The organism is Allobosea thiooxidans (assembly GCF_900168195.1).
GTDB classification, from domain to species: Bacteria; Pseudomonadota; Alphaproteobacteria; order Rhizobiales; family Beijerinckiaceae; genus Allobosea; species Allobosea thiooxidans.
Window position 1 is genome coordinate 113,391 of sequence record NZ_FUYX01000008.1, and the last position, 16,362, is coordinate 129,752.

Genomic DNA, 16,362 nt, shown 5'->3' on the forward strand with positions numbered 1-16,362 from the left:
TGACAAAGCTGTCGCGACGTCAATTCTGCATGACCGGCCTCGCCCTCGCGGGCGCGGCGCCTCTGGCTGCGGCCCTGCCGGCCACCGCCCAACAGCTGAAGGGCGGGACGCTGCGCGTCGGCGTGCTCAGCGAGCTCGCCAATTTCGACCCGCAGCAGCTCTCGACCGTCAATTTCCACGTCATGAAGAACCTTTATGACAGCCTGATCGAGTACACGCCGGACGGAAAGCCACTGCCGAGCCTCGCCACCGAGTGGACGATCGCACCGGACAAGAAGTCGGTCAGCGTGAAGCTGCGCGACGGCGTCACCTTCCATAGCGGCACGCCGTTCAAGTCCGACGCCGTGCTGGCGACGCTGCAGAAGGGCTCTGACCCCAAGCGCGGCAAGCACGTCTTCTCGACCATGGCGATCGTGAAGGACTGGTCGGCGCCGGATGAGCGCACCGTCGTGATCAACTTCAAGGCACCCGCGCCGGAGCGGCAGATCCTCGATCTCCTGCAGTTCCTGATCCCGATCGATCCGAAGGGCATCGACACGGTCGAGACCGTGCCGGCCGGCACCGGGCCCTACACGCTGGTGAACCGGGCCGTTGGCCAGAGCCTGACGCTCAAGGCCAACCCGAAATATTGGCGCGAGAAGCAGCCGATCGTGCAGGACCTAGTCTTCACCGTGTTCAGCGAGGACGCCGCGGCGAGCGCGGCGCTGGAATCGGGCGCGATCGACATCGTCTACAATGGCGGCTCGCGCAGCGCGGTCCGGCTGAAGGGCGCCGGCTATCAGGTCTTCTCCGGGCCGGGCAAGCTCGTGCAGGTCTTCCGCATCAACTCGACGCGAGGCCCCTTCCGCAACAAGAGCTTCCGCCAGGCCTTCAACTACCTGGTCGACCGGGAGAGCATGCTGCGCGTCGGCTATGCCGGCATGGGCCAGGTCGTGGCGTTGCCCTGGGCGCCGGCGAGCCCAGCCTTCGATGCCGCCTACACCAAGACCTACGCCTATGATCTCGAGAAGGCGAAGAAGCTGCTTGCCGCTTCCGGCCTCTCGCCCGCCGAGATGAAGAACTGGAAGCTCCTGGTCTATGGCAGCGAAGAAGCCGCGGTCGCGCTCAGCCAGATCATGCAGGGCACGCTGGCGAAGGTCGGCATTCCGATCGAGCTCACCGTCCTGCAGGGCGCCGAATACGTCACCGCCCAGCTCGCCGGCGATTTCGACGCGACCTTCGGGGCGATCGGCAATGTCCAGAAGTTCCCCTCGCGCGTTTCGACCAACACGATCTACCGGACCGTGCAGAACCCGGTGCTGAAGGACCCGCATCCGCATCCGGCCTATGTCGAGGCGATCGCCAAGGTCGACGCCGCAGCCGGCGGCGACGCGGAGGTCAAGGCAGCCTATGACAACCTCAACCGCGTCCTGGTCGACGAGGCCTTCGCCGTCCCGACCAACTCCTATGATGTCGGCCTGATCGTCGCCTCCGAGAAGATCGGCGGCATCACGCTCGACATGGACAATCTCTTCGTCGCCCGCACGATCGGCTTCAAATGAGAGAGGGCGACGCCGTCGAAACCCGCCGGTGCGGCAAAGCCGCGCCGGCCCCTGACGGATCGGCTTTCGGCGCGGCGCGATGAGCGAGACGCTGGCCGCCTTCGGCACCCTGCTGCGTCGGCTGTTCGCCCGGCGCGGCGCGGCGCTGAGCCTGATCTTTCTCGGCCTGGTCGCCCTGACGGCGATCTTCGCCGGCCTGCTGCCGCTCGATCCGCTGGCACAGAGCGTCGCGGATTCGCTGAAGCCGCCCTCGGCCGAGAACTGGTTCGGCACCGACGAACTCGGTCGCGACATCCTCGCCCGCGTCGTCTATGGCGCGCGCACCTCGCTGGTCACGGCCTTCGGCGCGGTCTTCATCGCGGCGCTGATCGGGGTGCCGATCGGGCTGGTGGCCGGCTTCTACGGCGATTGGCGCGATTCCATCCTGATGCGCTGCATCGACGTGCTGCTTGCCCTGCCGAACATCCTCTTCGCCATGGCGCTGATCGCGGTTCTGGGCCGCAGCCAGGGGGCCGCGCTGATCGCCGTCGGCATCGCCGGCATTCCGGGCTTCGCCCGCATCGCCCGGGCGCAGGTCATGGCGCTGCGCCAGCTCGATTTCGTCATGGCGGTGCGCGGCTTCGGCGGCCGGCCGAGTTACATCATGTTCCGAACGATCCTGCCCAACGCATTGAGTCCGTTGGTCGTACAGGCGATCGTCCTGGCCTCGATCGCGATCCTGCTCGAGGCGGCGCTCGCCTTCCTCGGCGTCGGCGTGCCGCCGCCCACGCCGAGCTGGGGCGAGATGCTGCGTACCGGCAAGTCCTATCTCTACGAGGCGCCGAGCTATGCGGTGCTGCCCGGCCTCGTGCTGACGCTGACGATCCTTTCCTTCGACACGATCGGGCGGGCGCTGACGGCGCTGCTCGACCATGACGAGACCGATGCCTCGGGCGCGACGGTCGGAGGGCGGCGATGACCTCCTATGTCCTGCGCCGCCTCGCCCAGATGCTGCCGGTGCTGCTGATCGCCTCCTTCGCGATCTTCGCGATGATCTATGCCGTGCCCGGCGGGCCGGTGGCGATCATCGTCGGCGAGAACGCCTCGGCCGAGGAGATCGCCGAGGTGACCCGGAAGTTCGGCTTCGACCGGCCCATGATCGTGCAATATTTCGACTGGCTCAGCCGGGCGATCACGGGCGATTTCGGCCTGTCGCTGCACAGCCGCCAGCCGGTCCTGCATCTGATCGGCGAGCGGTTGCCGGCGACGCTGCAGCTCGCGCTCTGCGCCATCCTCGTCGCGCTCGCCATCGGCATTCCGGTGGCGGTGGCCAGCGCGATCAAGCCGCAATCCTGGTTCGATAGGCTGCTCAGCGGCTGGAGCGCGCTGGCGCTCGGCGTGCCGACCTTCTGGCTCGGCATCCTGCTGATCCTGCTCTTCGCCGTCGAATTGCGCCTGCTGCCCTCGGCCTCGCGCTATGTGCCGCTCTGGGAATCGCCTGTTGATGCGCTGCGCAGCCTGATCCTGCCGGCGATGACGCTCGGGGTCTATGTCTCGGGGGTGCTGGGGCGTTTCCTGCGGGCGTCGCTGATCGGCGAGGCGCGGGCCGACTATGTCCGCACCGCCCGCGCCAAGGGCGTGCCGGAAAACCGGGTCGTCGGGCTGCACATCATGCGCAACGCGCTTCTGCCCTTCGTCACCATCGTCGGGCTGATGATGGCGAACTTCATCGGCGGGGCGGTGGTGACCGAGGCGGTCTTCACCTATCCGGGGCTGGGGCGCCTGCTGATCCAGGCGATCACCACCCGCGACTACCCGCTGCTCCAGGGCTGCATCCTGGTGATCCTGGTCGCCTACATGCTGATCAATCTCACGGTCGACATGCTCTATGCCTGGATCGACCCGCGGATCGAATATCGATGAGCGAGGCTCTATCGAGGATCGGCGGTCGGGCGGGAGCCGAGATGGGTCGAGATGCCGGCCGCGACCTCGCGCAGCCGCGTGCCCACCTTCGCCGCGAGCGAATGCGGCATCCGCATCAAAGGCGCCGAGACGCTCAGCGCCGCGACCGGGTAGCCGTCCTCGTCGAGGATCGGCACGCCGACGCACATGGCGCCGTCCTCGTTCTCGCCCATCTCGGTCGCGTAGCCGGTGCGCGCGATCTGCCGGAGCTGGCGCTCGATCTCCTCGCGCTCGAGCAGCGTGCGCCCGGTGCGCTCGGTGAGGGGCAGGTCGAGCTGGCGCTGCCGCTCGGCATCGGGCAGGAAGGCGAGGATCGCCTTGCCGAGCGCGGTCGAATGCATCGGGTGGCTCTCGCCGATGCGCGCCTGCATCCTGAGCGAGCGATTGGCCTCGATCAGGTCGATATAGACGACGGTGCCGTTGCCCTTCACCGCCAGGTTCACGGTCTCGTTGAACTCGTGCATCAGGTCGATCATGGCCGGACGTGCCAGCTCGCGGACCTTGCTGACGCTGGCGTCGGCGCGGGCGATGGCGCGCAGCTGCGGCCCGAGATTGTAGCGGTCGGTCGCGCGGTTGTGGTCGAGAAAACCGGCAGCGGTCAGCGTCTGCAGATAGCGGAAGGTCGTCGTCTTCGGGATCCTGAGCTCCTTGCTGACGGCGGTGAGCGCGATCTCGTGGCCGTGGCGGGCGACCAGCTCCAGCACCTTCAGAGCCTTCATCACCGGCTGCACGACGTAAGGATTGTCGGGTTTCTTCGCCATGGCCGCTCCCTCCGCCGCGCTCGCTGAGAGATCGGATAGCCAGTCCGGATAAATTCCGCAAGGCGAAACCGGCGTTCCTTTACACGGTGAGGGCGGTCTGGTCTGGTCGAGGCCACAGCAGTGGAGGCAACGCAAGTGGCAGGTAACGGCACCCAGCAGGCGGGAGCGCTGCGCTTCGAGGAATCGGCCCGGCAGATCGCGCAGAACGCGCGCTACATCGCCGGCGGCGTGAACAGCAATTTCCGGCTCGGCATGCAGCCTGGGCCGCTGGTCTTCGAGCGCGGCGAGGGCGCCTATCTCATCGATGCCGATGGCAACCGGATCATCGACTATTACTGCGGCATGGGCGCGACCGTGCTCGGGCACACGCCTGCGCCGGTGATCGAGGCGGTGAAGCGCCAGGCCGAGAAGGGCATCCTCTTCGCCGGGCAGATGCCGGTCGAGGCGGAAGCGGCGCAGCTGATCTGCGAGCGCATTCCCTCGGCGGAGCGCCTGCGCTTCGGCTCCTCGGGCTCGGAGGTGGCGCAGGCCGCGATGCGGCTCGCGCGCGCCGCCACCGGCAAGCGCACCATCGTCAAGTTCGAGGGGCATTATCACGGCTGGTTCGACAACATCCTGTGGTCGACGGCGCCGGGCCTGAACGCGGCCGGGCCCGATGACGCGCCGACGCCGGTGATCGGCAGCCGGGGCCAGGACCCCGCGGCGGGCGAGGGGCTTTCGATCCTCGGCTGGAACGATCTCGCGGCGCTGGAGGCCCGGCTCGCCAAGGGCGATGTCGCCGCCGTGCTGATGGAGCCGGCGATGTGCAACCAGGGCGCCATCGCGCCGGCGCCGGGCTATCTGGAAGGCGCGCTCGCCGCCTGCCGCAAGCATGGCGCGATCCTGATCTTCGACGAGGTCATCACCGGCTTCCGGCTGGGGCGCGGCGGCGCGCAGGAGCGCTTCGGCGTCACGCCCGACCTCACCATCATGGCGAAGGCGATCGCCAACGGCTTCCCGGTCGCCGCCATCGCCGGCCGGGCCGACCTGCTCGATCTCTTCGCCGACGGCGTCCTGCATGGCGGCACCTTCAATGCCCAGCCGGTCTCGATGGCGGCGCTCGTCGCGACGCAGAAGGCGCTGACGCCCGAGCATTACGATCGCAGCTCCGCCCATGGCCAGCGCCTGCAGGACGGCATCCGCACCATCCTGGCGGAGGAGGGCATCAAGGCACAGGTCGCCGGCTTCCCGCTGATGTTCCACGTCGCCTTCGGGTTGGACGCACCGGCCCGCAACTACCGGGACGTGGCCCGCGCCGACAAGGCGGCCTACAGCCGCTTTGCCCATGCGCTGCTCAAGCGCGGCGTGCGCGTGCTGGAGCGCGGCGCCTGGTTCGTCTCCTCGGAGCATGACGCAGGCGTGGTCGACGCTACGCTCGAAGCTGTGCGCGGCGCGGTGCGCGAGATCAAATAGCAGTTCGCTTTCTGGGAACTCGCCGTATCCATCGGAACATGGCGTCATTCGGGGGCGGGCCGCAGGTCCGAACCCGGTACCCATGAACACGCCCTTCCGTCATGGTCGGGCCCGTCCCGATCGTCCACGCCTTCGCTGGTCGGAAGTCATGTTCAAGACGTGGATGCTCGCCACAAGGGCGAGCATGACGACTGGAGCGGCGACGTGTTCATGGGCTCCGGGCTCATTGCTGAGCAATGCCCCGGAGTGACGGCGTGGTTCCGTGTTTCCCCGTCATGCGCTCCGTTCCTGCATGCAGTATGCGGGGCGCCATTGACCATGCCGGGCGGGGCACCGGATAGTTCGGTCCGAGAGGGAGCGAACGACCGATGCCGCAGCCGAAACCGTCCACCGCCCTTGCCGGGCTCAGGGTGCTGGATCTGACGCGGGTGCGGGCCGGGCCGACCTGCGTGCGGGTCTTCGCCGATTTCGGGGCCGACGTGATCAAGGTGGAGAGCCCGCCCGGGCTCGATCCGAACGAGAACATGAGCGGGCCGCGCCTCGGCTACGACATGCAGAACCTGCATCGCAACAAGCGTTCGCTGGCGCTTAACCTGAAGACGCCCGAAGGCAAGGCGATCCTGATGAAGCTGATCGACGATGCGGATTTGCTCGTCGAGAACTTCCGGCCCGACGTCAAGGAGCGGCTCGGCCTCGATTTCGAGACGCTGCATGCGCGCAATCCGCGCCTGATCCTGGTCTCGATCTCGGGCTTCGGCCAGTCCGGCCCCTACCGGACGCGCGCCGGCTTCGACCAGATCGCGCAGGGGATGGGCGGGATGATGTCGGTGACCGGCCTGCCGGGGCAGGGGCCGGTCCGCGCCGGGATCGCGCTGGCGGATTCCTCGGCCGGGCTCTACGGCGCGGTCGGTGCGCTGGTCGCGCTGCAGGAGCGGGCGGTCTCGGGCAAGGGGCAATGGGTGCAGACCTCGCTGCTCGAAGCCCAGATCGCGATGATGGACTTCCAGGCGGCGCGCTATCTGGTCGAGGGCTCGGTGCCGCCGCAGGCGGGCAACGACCATCCCTATCAGACGCCGATGGGCGTCTATCGGACGCGCGACGGCGCGATCAATCTCGGCGTCGGCGGCGAGGAGCAGTGGCGCTCCTTCTGCCGGGCGATCGGGCGGCCCGAATGGGGCGCCGATCCACGCTACGACAGCACCGAGAAGCGCTTCGCCTGCCGGCCTGAGCTGCGGGAGATGATCGAGGAAATATTCGCCGGATCCGACAGCGACCACTGGCTGGAGGCGATGGAGCGCCACAGCGTCCCGGCCGGGCCGATCTACGGGGTCGACGAGATGTTCGAGGATCCGCAGGTCTGCCATCTCGGCATCGCCAAGCCGGTGGCCCATCCCGAGCTTGGCGACATCCGCCTCATCGGCCAGCCGGTCACGCTCTCGCGCACGCCGGCCGATGTCGCCACGCCGACGCCGGCGGCCGGGCAGCACAATGACGAGATCCTGGCCGAACTGGGCTATGACGAGGCGGCGCTCGCAAGGCTGCGGGCCGCGCGGGTGATCTGACGGAGACCGATGTGAACGACGAGATACTCTATACGGTCGAGGACGGGATCGGCACGATCACGCTCAACCGGCCGCAGGCGCGCAATGCGCTGACCTTCGCCATGTACGAGCGCATCGCCGAGATCTGCCGCGACCCGGCCGCCCATGGCGACCCGCGCGTCATCGTCATGACCGGAGCCGGCGACAAGGCCTTCGCGGCGGGCACCGACATCGCCCAGTTCCGCGCCTTCGAGAGCGCCGAGGATGCGCTCGCCTATGAGGAGCGGATCGAGAAGGTGATGGGCGCGATCGAGCGCTGCCCGGTGCCGACGCTGGCGGCGATCTCGGGCGCCGTTACCGGCGGCGGGGCCGGCATCGCGCTCGCCTGCGACCTCCGGATCGCCACGGTGACGGCGCGCTTCGGCTTTCCGATCGCGCGCACGCTCGGCAACTGCCTGTCGATGGAGAACTATGCAAGGCTCTACGCCATGCTCGGCCCGGCGCGGGTCAAGGACATCGTCTTCACCGCGCGGCTGGTCGAGGCGGAGGAGGGGCGGCAGATCGGCCTCTATGGCGAGCTGCTGCCGGACCATGCCGCGCTGATGCAGCGGGCGGGCGAGCTGGCGCGGACCATCGCCGGCCATGCGCCGCTCACCATGCGCGCGACCAAGGAGGCGATGCGCCGCCTGACCGCGGCGACGGCAGAAGGGCTCGACGGCCGCGATCTCGTGACGCTGTGCTACACCAGCGCCGATTTCCGCGAGGGCATGGAGGCCTTCCTCGGCAAGCGCACGCCCAACTGGACGGGGCGCTGACCGGAGCCGCTTCTCCCCTCGGGAGCGGGTCGAGGCCTGAGAACGGGGGGCGTCGCCGGGCTGCTTTCAACGAGCCCTCATCCTGAGGAGCCATTCCGGCGGAATGGCGTCTCGAAGGATGGTCCAGGAGGCCCCATCGCAGCTGAACCATCCTTCGAGACGGCCGCATCGCGGCCTCCTCAGGATGAGGGCTCGCGGTTGGGAACGGGCCTTCAGCCGTAGCGGCCCTCCAGCCGACGGTCGAGCGCCAGCGCCGCCAGCGTGCAGAGCGCGCCGGAGAGCAGGTAGACGCCGACCCAGGCCAGACCGAATTCGCTCGACACGGTCAGCGCCACCAGCGGGGCGAAGCCGGCGCCGATCAGCCAGGCGAGGTCGGAGGTCAGCGCCGCGCCGGTGTAGCGGTATTGCGTGCCGAAGCTCGATGCGACCGCGCCGGCGGTCTGGCCGTAGGAGAGGCCGAGCAGGCCGAAGCCGATGATGACATAGATCGTCTGGCCGGCCAGGCTGTCGCCGAAGAGCAGCGGGGCGACGATGCTCGACAGGCTGAACAGCGCGATCATCGCGCCGGCGAGCAGCAGGGTGTTGCGGCGGCCGATCTGGTCGGCGATCAGGCCGGAGGTGACGATCGCGCCGGCCCCGACCACGCCGCCGGCGCCCTGCACCAGCAGGAACTCGGAGACCGAGCGGTCGGTGAACAGGTTGATCCAGCTCACCGGGAAGATGGTGACGAGGTGGAAGAGCGCGAAGCTCGCCAGCGGCACGAAGGCGCCGAGGACGAGCGTGCGCCCATGCGCCTGGATGAGCTCGGAGACCGGCACCGGCATCAGCTCGCGGGTTTCCATGAGCTCGGCGAATTCGTGGGTCGCGACCATGCGCAGGCGGGCGAAGAGCGCCACGACGTTGATCGTCAGCGCGACGAAAAAGGGATAGCGCCAGCCCCAGCCGAGGAAATCCTCCTTCGACAGGGCGCCTTCGAAATAGGCGAAGAGGCCGGCCGCGAGGATGAAGCCGAACGGCGCGCCGAGCTGCGGCAGCATGGCGTACCAGCCGCGGCGATTGGGCGGGGCATTGAGCGCGAGCAGCGAGGACAGCCCGTCCCAGGCGCCGCCGAGCGCGACGCCCTGCAACAGGCGAAAGCCGGCGAGAATGACGCCGGACCAGAGGCCGATCGTCTCGAAACCGGGCAGGAAGGCGATGGCAGCGGTCGAGCCGCCGAGCAGGAAGAGCGCGACGGTGAGCTTCGTCGCCCGGCCGTAGCGGCGGTCGATGCCGAAGAACAGCACCGAGCCGAGGGGCCGCGTCAGGAAGGCGAGCGCGAAGATGCCGAAGGAATAGAGCGTTCCCGTCAGCCTGTCGGCGAAGGGAAAGACCAGCTCGGGGAAGACCAGCACGCAGCCGAGGCCGAAGACGAAGAAGTCGAAATACTCGGAAGTTCGCCCGATGATGACGCCGAGCGCGATATCGGCGGGCGTGACATGGTCGCGCCCGTGCTCGTCGGTCAGGTGTCCCGGTGAATGGTTCGCCGCGTCAGCGCTCATGACCGCGAATTCCTCGCTGGGGGCGCGCCGGAGCGACCGGGCTTGCCCGAGCCTCATACAAATGGATACGGTGGATAGAAGCCACCCGTCAAACCGTCGCAATGGGACAGATTGTCCGATGTGCGGTGCGAAAGAATGGGAATAGAGAACGGCGGGTCCCGGATCAGGGAGGTCTCGAGTCTCTTGCGGATCTTTCGAATTCTAACGGTCTTGCCGGTTTTTGCGCTGCTCGGCGGGTGCCAATGGGTGCTGCTGTCGCCGTCCGGCGATGTTGCGGTGCAGCAACGCAACCTGATGCTCGCCTCCACCGCGCTGATGCTGCTGGTCATCCTCCCGGTGATGGCGCTGACGATCTTCTTCGCCTGGCGCTACCGGGCCTCGGCCAGGGCCACCTACCATCCGGACTGGAACCATTCCCTGCCGCTGGAGGTGGTGATCTGGTCGGTGCCGCTGCTGATCATCATCATCATCGGCGCGATGACCTGGATGGGCACGCATCTGCTCGATCCCTACCGCCCGCTCAATCGCATCAGCGCCGGCAAGCCGACGGTCGAGGCGAAGGCCGGCGGGAACGGAGTCCGAAAAGAGCCGCTGGTGATCCAGGTCGTGGCGCTCGACTGGAAATGGCTGTTCCTCTACCCGGCGCAGGGCATCGCCTCGCTGAACGAGGTGGTCGCCCCGGTCGACCAGCCGATCGAGTTCCGCATCACCGCCTCCTCGGTGATGAACTCGCTCTTCATTCCGGCGCTCGCCGGCCAGATCTACGCCATGCCCGGCATGCAGACGAAGCTCAACGCGGTGATCAACCATCTCGGCGATTTCGAGGGCTTCTCGGCCAATTACAGCGGTGCCGGCTTCTCCGACATGCGCTTCCGCTTCCACGGCGTCGACGACACGGCCTTCGGCGACTGGGTGCAGAACGCGATCCGCACCGGAACCCCGCTCGGCCGCGAGGAGTATCTCGTGCTGGAGCGCCCCAGCGAGCGCGAGCCGGCGCGCCAGTTCCGCGACGTCCCCTCCGATCTTTTCGGGGCCATCCTCGACATGTGCGTCGACCCGGCCAAGATGTGCATGCGCGACATGATGGCGATGGACGCCAAGGGCGGTGGCGGCAAGGAGGGCATCCATATCGTGGCCGCGCTCGAATACGACAAGAGCGTGCGCCGGGGCGGGCAGCCGATGCCGCCGCGCCCCTTCGTGACGGCGATCTGCACGCCGACCGACGTCTACGGCACCGCGGGCGCCACCGCCCGCGTCGCCAACTGAAGCGCTTGCGCGCCTGGCGAGCGAGGGAACCATGACCTCCTATCCCGACTGGTGGAAGCTGCTGTTCGGACGCTTCACGCTCGAGGCGATCCCTTACCACGAGCCGATCCTGATCGGGACCTTCGCCGCGGTGGCGCTCGGCGGCCTGGCGCTCGTCGCGCTCGTCACACGCTACAGGCTCTGGGGCTATCTCTGGCACGAGTGGTTCACCAGCGTGGACCACAAGAAGATCGGGATCATGTACATGATCCTCGGCGTCATCATGCTGCTGCGCGGCTTCGCCGATGCGCTGATGATGCGCGGCCAGCAGGCGATCGCCTTCGGCAGCGACGGCTACCTGCCGCCGCATCACTACGACCAGATCTTCACGGCGCATGGCGTGATCATGATCTTCTTCGTGGCGATGCCCTTCGTTACCGGCCTGATGAACTATGTCGTGCCGCTGCAGATCGGCGCGCGCGACGTCGCCTTCCCCTTCCTCAACAATTTCAGCTTCTGGATGACGGTGGGCGGCGGCGTGCTGGTGATGGCCTCGCTCTTCGTCGGCGAATTCGCCAGGACGGGCTGGCTCGCCTATCCGCCGCTCTCGGGGGCCGCCTACTCGCCCGGGGTGGGCATGGACTACTACCTATGGGCCCTGCAGATCGCAGGCGTGGGCACGACCTTGTCCGGCGTCAACCTGATCGCGACGATCGTGAAGATGCGCGCGCCCGGCATGGACATCATGAAGATGCCGGTCTTCACCTGGACCTCGCTGTGCACCAACGTGCTGATCGTCGCGACCTTCCCGATCCTGGCGGCGACGCTCGCGCTTCTGACGCTCGACCGTTATGTCGGCACCAACTTCTTCACGAACGATCTCGGCGGCAACCCGATGATGTACGTGAACCTGATCTGGATCTGGGGCCATCCGGAGGTCTACATCCTGATCCTGCCGCTCTTCGGCGTCTATTCGGAGGTGGCCTCGACCTTCTGCGGCAAGCGCCTCTTCGGCTACACCTCGATGGTCTATGCCACGGTGGTCATCACCATCCTGTCCTACCTGGTCTGGCTGCACCATTTCTTCACGATGGGCTCGGGCGCCAGCGTGAACTCCTTCTTCGGCATCACGACGATGATCATCTCGATCCCGACGGGGGCGAAGATGTTCAACTGGCTGTTCACGATGTATCGCGGGCGCATCCGCTTCGAGCTGCCGATGATGTGGCTCCTCGCCTTCATGCTGACCTTCGTCATCGGCGGCATGACCGGCGTGATGCTCGCGGTGCCGCCGGCCGATTTCGTGCTGCACAACAGCCTGTTCCTGATCGCCCATTTCCACAACGTCATCATCGGCGGCGTGGTCTTCGGCGTCTTCGCCGGCATCGCCTACTGGTTCCCAAAGGCCTTCGGCTTCAAGCTCGACAAGTTCTGGGGCCTGCTCTCCTTCTGGTTCTGGGTGATCGGCTTCTACGTCGCCTTCATGCCGCTCTACGTGCTCGGGCTGATGGGCGTGACGCGGCGCTTGAGCCGCTTCGAGGATCCTTCGCTGCAGATCTGGTTCGTCATCGCGGCCATCGGCGCGGTGCTGATCCTGTTCGGCATCCTGTGCTTCCTGATCCAGATCGGCGTCAGCATCATGCGGCGGGACGAACTGCGCGACACGACCGGCGACCCCTGGAACGGGCGCACGCTGGAATGGTCGACCTCCTCGCCGCCGCCGGACTATAATTTCGCCTTCACCCCGATCGTGCACGATCTCGACGCTTGGGCCGACATGAAGAAGCGCGGCTACCGGCGCCCGCTCGGCGGCTTCCGGCCCATCCACATGCCGCGGAATACCGGCGCCGGCATCATCATCGCCGGGCTGGCGACGACCTGCGGCTTCGCGTTGATCTGGTACATCTGGTGGCTGGCGGCGCTGACCTTTGTCGGCGTGATCGCGACCGTGATCATCCACAGCTTCAACTACGACCGCGACTTCCACATCCCGACAGAGGCCGTTCTGCGCGAGGAGAATGCGCGCACCGAACTGCTCGGCCGGGCCTGAGGGGCGACGATGGCCAAGGCGACAGCGAAAGCGAAAGCGCAGGCGGCGAACGGCGTTCCGGCCTTCTACGTCACGGAAGACGAGCACGCCCATTCCGGCGGCTCGACCATGCTCGGCTTCTGGCTCTATCTGATGAGCGACTGCCTGGTCTTCGCGGTTCTGTTCGCGACCCATGGCGTGCTCGGGCGCAACTATGCGGCCGGCCCTTCCGGCGCCGATCTGTTCGACCTGAGGCTCGTGGCGATCAACACCGCCATGCTGCTCTTCTCCTCGATCACCTACGGCTTCGCCATGCTGGCGATGGACAAGGGGCGGCAGGCGGCGGTGCAGGGCTGGCTCGTGGTCACCGGGCTCTTCGGCCTCGCCTTCGTCGCGATCGAGCTCTACGAATTCGCGCATCTGATCCATGAGGGCGCGACGCCGATGCGCAGCGCCTTCCTGTCGTCCTTCTTCGCGCTGGTCGGCACGCATGGCCTGCATGTCAGCTTCGGCCTGGTCTGGATGGTCGTGCTGATGACGCAGGTCGCCAGGCGCGGGCTGATCGAGGCCAACCGGCGCCGGCTGATGTGCCTCAGCATGTTCTGGCACTTCCTCGACGTCGTCTGGATCGGCGTCTTCACCTTCGTCTATCTGATGGGCGTGCTGAAATGAGCGCTGGCAACCAGGCCGATCATCACGACGCGCACGGGGCCGACGGGGTGCCGCATGGCAGCCTGCGCGGCTATGTCGTCGGCTTCCTGCTCTCGGTCGTGCTGACCGCGATCCCGTTCTGGCTCGTCATGAACGACGTGCTCGGCAACGCGACGCTGACGGCGATCGTGATCATGATCTTCGCCGCCGTACAGATCGTCGTGCACATGATCTATTTCCTGCACATGAACAGCCGCTCCGAGGGCGGCTGGACGATGATGGCGCTGATCTTCACGATCATCATCGTGGCGATCGCGCTCGCCGGCTCGCTCTGGGTGATGTACCACCTCAACACCAACATGATGCCGACCGACATGCACAGGATGTGAGGCCGGCATCCGTGTCTTCGGAAGCGGCAGGAAGGGAGCGCGGTGGCGTTGCCCGTCCGGTTTTCGTCGTTGCTCTCGCCCTGTTCACGCTGGTGTTCGCCGGCCTCGGCGTCTGGCAGGTCCAGCGGCGGAGCTGGAAGCTCGATCTGATCGCCCGCGTCGAGGCGCGCATCCATGCACCGCCTGCGGCGGCGCCGGGGCCGGCGGAATGGCCTGCCCTCGATGCTGCCACCGCCGAATACCGCCGCGTCGTCCTTGAGGGCCGCTATCTCGATGTGTCCGAGACGTTGACCATGGCCGTGACCGAGCGCGGGCCCGGTTTCTGGGTCCTGGCGCCATTCCGCAGCGATGCCGGCTTCACCGTCTTCGTCAATCGCGGTTTCGTGCCGGAGGATCGGCGTGAGGCGGAGGAGCGGCGCAGGGTCGCCGGCGAGCCAGCGCGGGTGGTCGGCCTGCTGCGGCTGACGGAGCCGGGGGGCGGCTTCCTGCGCGCGAACGACCCGGTGGGCGGGCGCTGGTATTCGCGTGACGTCGCCGCGATCGCCGCGGCGTGCGAGTTGGGCGCGGTCGCGCCCTATTTTGTCGATGCCGATGCGGCAGCCGAGCCCGGGCCGCTGCCACAGGGCGGCATGACCCAGCTCAGCTTCCGCAACACGCATCTGGTCTATGCGCTGACCTGGTTCTGCCTCGCCCTGATGAGCGCCGGGGCAGGGATCTACCTGCTGCGGGGGAAGGCCGAGGAGGAGCCCGGGGCGTAAGGCTGGCTCAAGAACACTCCGTCATTCCGGGGCGATCCGAAGGATCGAGCCCGGAACCCAGAACCCACGCCGTCTCCGAATGAGCCGCGCGCGACCAATGCGCTTCAAGATTGGGCGCATCGGTTTTGGGTTCCGGGCCCATGCTTCGCCATGTCCCGGAATGACGGACGGGGCGGCTCAGCCCTCGCGCTTCAACTGCCCCAGCTCGTGCAGCAGGGCAGCGCCCGTCCGGATGCCGCTCTGGAAGCAGTCCAGCGTCATGTTCTCGTTCGGGGCGTGGTTGGCCTCGTCATGGTTGGCATAGGGCGTGACATAGGCCGGGATGCCGAGGATCTTGGTGAAGACGTAGTTCGGCAGGCTGCCGAAGCCGGCCGGGATCAGCAGCGGCTCCTCGCCATGGGCGGCGACGAAGGCGCGGCGCAGCGGCGCGGTGTAGCGCGAGGCGATCTGCGTCTTCGAGGGCTGCATGCCCGTCTCCTCGACGATGAACTCGACCTCCGGAGCGTGCTTTTCGACATGGGCCCGCACCTTGTCCAGGATGTCCTGCGGGTCCTGCGCCTCGACGAGACGGATATCGCATTTCACCAGCGCCTCGTTCGGCAGGACGGTCTTGGTGCCCGGGCCGCCATAGCCGCCGTGGAAGCCGTTGATCGTCAGCGTCGGCTGGAAGCAGAGGCGGTCGTAGAAGGGCCGGTCGGCCGGGGCGTCGAGGCGCTTGAGGCCCAGCCCCTGCTTGAAGCCCTCGAGATCGAGCGGCAGGCGCTCGATCGCCTCGATGTCCTCGGCGGTCGGCGGTTCGACGTCGTCGTGCAGGCCCGCGATGGTGATCTCGCCGGCCTCGTTCTTCATGGTGGCGAGCAGGTGGACCAGGGTCCAGATCGGGTTCGGCACGACGCCGCCGAAATTGCCGGAATGGACGTCGCGGCTGGCATGGCGGCAGCGCAGGTCGAAGGAGACGACGCCGCGGGAGCCGAACTTGATGGTCGGTGCGCCGCTGGCATGGCGCGGGCCGTCGGCGGTGACGGCGAGGTCGGCCTTCAGCAGTTCCTGGTTGGCGCGGACGAAGCCGGCGATGCGCGGGCTGCCGATCTCCTCCTCGCCTTCGAGCAGCAGGATGACGTTGCAGGGCAGCTCGCCATGGACCCTGAGATGGGATTCGATCGCGAGGATCTGGGCGAAGTGCTGGCCCTTGTTGTCGCCGACGCCGCGCGCATAGAGCCGGCCGTCGCGGATGGTGGGCTCGAAAGGCGGGGAGACCCATTTGTCGAGCGGATCCGGCGGCTGCACGTCGTAATGGCCGTAGAGCAGCACGGTCGGCTTGCCCGGCGCCTTCTCCCAACGTGCCACGACCATGGGATGCCCTGTGGTCGGCACGAGGCTGGTTTCCAGCCCGATCTCCGTCAGCATCTCGACCAGCAGCGCTCCGACCTCGGCGATGCCGATGTTCTCGGCGCTGATGCTCGGGTGCCTGAGATAGGCGATCAGCCGGTCGAGGAAGACGCTGCGGTTGGCTTCGATATGATCGAAGACCGGAGCCAGGTCGGGGGAAGCCATTTTGTTGGAGGCCTTTGCGAGGAAGCGTTGAGAATATGAATCAGGGTACGGCCCATCTGGCGGACCGGCGCCCCGGGCGCTGTGGCGACAGCCTAGGCGGTGATCCCACACCTCTCAACCGGCAGGGCTGGCCATTCGCGCCGCAGC

At 67.3% G+C, this 16,362-nt stretch carries 14 protein-coding genes; 11 read left to right on the forward strand and 3 right to left on the reverse strand.

Annotation, left to right across the window (positions count from 1 at the left end):
- Positions 1 to 29 precede the first annotated feature (29 nt).
- From B5Y19_RS15535 to B5Y19_RS15545, 3 genes are all read left to right on the forward strand, one after another.
- Entirely contained in the window at positions 30 to 1,541 is a 1,512-nt protein-coding gene (locus B5Y19_RS15535; protein WP_244555603.1) for an ABC transporter substrate-binding protein, read from the forward strand.
- A 79-nt stretch (positions 1,542 to 1,620) separates the two neighbouring features.
- Positions 1,621 to 2,499, forward strand: a complete 879-nt coding sequence (locus B5Y19_RS15540; RefSeq protein ID WP_055727726.1) for an ABC transporter permease — start codon at positions 1,621 to 1,623, stop codon at positions 2,497 to 2,499.
- Positions 2,496 to 3,443, forward strand: a complete 948-nt coding sequence (locus B5Y19_RS15545) for an ABC transporter permease (RefSeq protein WP_055727727.1) — start codon at positions 2,496 to 2,498, stop codon at positions 3,441 to 3,443. Before B5Y19_RS15540 ends, B5Y19_RS15545 begins: the two co-directional genes overlap by 4 nt.
- An 8-nt stretch (positions 3,444 to 3,451) precedes the next feature.
- On the opposite strand, the gene B5Y19_RS15550 is transcribed toward B5Y19_RS15545, so the two are convergent.
- Complete coding sequence (locus B5Y19_RS15550) at positions 3,452 to 4,243, reverse strand: IclR family transcriptional regulator (protein ID WP_055727728.1); 792 nt, start codon at positions 4,241 to 4,243, stop codon at positions 3,452 to 3,454.
- Between the two features lie 135 nt (positions 4,244 to 4,378).
- Here B5Y19_RS15550 and B5Y19_RS15555 point away from each other — a divergent pair, with 135 nt between their 5' ends.
- From B5Y19_RS15555 to B5Y19_RS15565, 3 genes are all read left to right on the forward strand, one after another.
- Positions 4,379 to 5,695 carry an aspartate aminotransferase family protein gene (locus tag B5Y19_RS15555; protein ID WP_244555604.1) on the forward strand — a complete coding sequence of 439 codons (1,317 nt, stop codon included), beginning with the start codon at positions 4,379 to 4,381 and terminating at the stop codon, positions 5,693 to 5,695.
- Positions 5,696 to 6,063: 368 nt separating this feature from the next.
- Positions 6,064 to 7,257: a CaiB/BaiF CoA transferase family protein gene (locus tag B5Y19_RS15560; RefSeq protein ID WP_055727729.1), complete on the forward strand. Its 1,194-nt coding sequence runs from the start codon at positions 6,064 to 6,066 to the stop codon at positions 7,255 to 7,257.
- Entirely contained in the window at positions 7,254 to 8,051 is a 798-nt protein-coding gene (locus B5Y19_RS15565) for an enoyl-CoA hydratase/isomerase family protein (RefSeq protein WP_055727730.1), read from the forward strand. The genes B5Y19_RS15560 and B5Y19_RS15565 overlap by 4 nt, the downstream gene beginning before the upstream one ends.
- A 212-nt stretch (positions 8,052 to 8,263) precedes the next feature.
- Here B5Y19_RS15565 and B5Y19_RS15570 read toward each other — a convergent pair whose 3' ends face one another.
- Entirely contained in the window at positions 8,264 to 9,589 is a 1,326-nt protein-coding gene (locus B5Y19_RS15570) for an MFS transporter (protein WP_055727731.1), read from the reverse strand.
- Between the two features lie 183 nt (positions 9,590 to 9,772).
- Here B5Y19_RS15570 and cyoA point away from each other — a divergent pair, with 183 nt between their 5' ends.
- From cyoA to B5Y19_RS15595, 5 genes are read left to right on the forward strand one after another with little or no spacing between them, the layout of a single operon-like run.
- Complete coding sequence (gene cyoA / locus B5Y19_RS15575; RefSeq protein WP_139384411.1) at positions 9,773 to 10,855, forward strand: ubiquinol oxidase subunit II; 1,083 nt, start codon at positions 9,773 to 9,775, stop codon at positions 10,853 to 10,855.
- Between the two features lie 31 nt (positions 10,856 to 10,886).
- Positions 10,887 to 12,884, forward strand: coding sequence for a cytochrome o ubiquinol oxidase subunit I (gene cyoB / locus B5Y19_RS15580; RefSeq protein ID WP_055727733.1), 1,998 nt, complete (start codon positions 10,887 to 10,889; stop codon positions 12,882 to 12,884).
- Positions 12,885 to 12,893: 9 nt separating this feature from the next.
- Positions 12,894 to 13,535, forward strand: a complete 642-nt coding sequence (cyoC, locus tag B5Y19_RS15585; RefSeq protein ID WP_055727734.1) for a cytochrome o ubiquinol oxidase subunit III — start codon at positions 12,894 to 12,896, stop codon at positions 13,533 to 13,535.
- Positions 13,532 to 13,903, forward strand: coding sequence for a cytochrome o ubiquinol oxidase subunit IV (gene cyoD, locus B5Y19_RS15590; RefSeq protein ID WP_055727735.1), 372 nt, complete (start codon positions 13,532 to 13,534; stop codon positions 13,901 to 13,903). Before cyoC ends, cyoD begins: the two co-directional genes overlap by 4 nt.
- Before the next feature lie 11 nt (positions 13,904 to 13,914).
- Entirely contained in the window at positions 13,915 to 14,661 is a 747-nt protein-coding gene (locus B5Y19_RS15595) for an SURF1 family protein (protein ID WP_055727736.1), read from the forward strand.
- A gap of 177 nt (positions 14,662 to 14,838) precedes the next feature.
- Here the strand turns inward: B5Y19_RS15595 and B5Y19_RS15600 are convergent, their stop codons facing one another.
- Positions 14,839 to 16,215 carry a M20/M25/M40 family metallo-hydrolase gene (locus B5Y19_RS15600; protein WP_055727737.1) on the reverse strand — a complete coding sequence of 459 codons (1,377 nt, stop codon included), beginning with the start codon at positions 16,213 to 16,215 and terminating at the stop codon, positions 14,839 to 14,841.
- Positions 16,216 to 16,362: the final 147 nt, after the last annotated feature.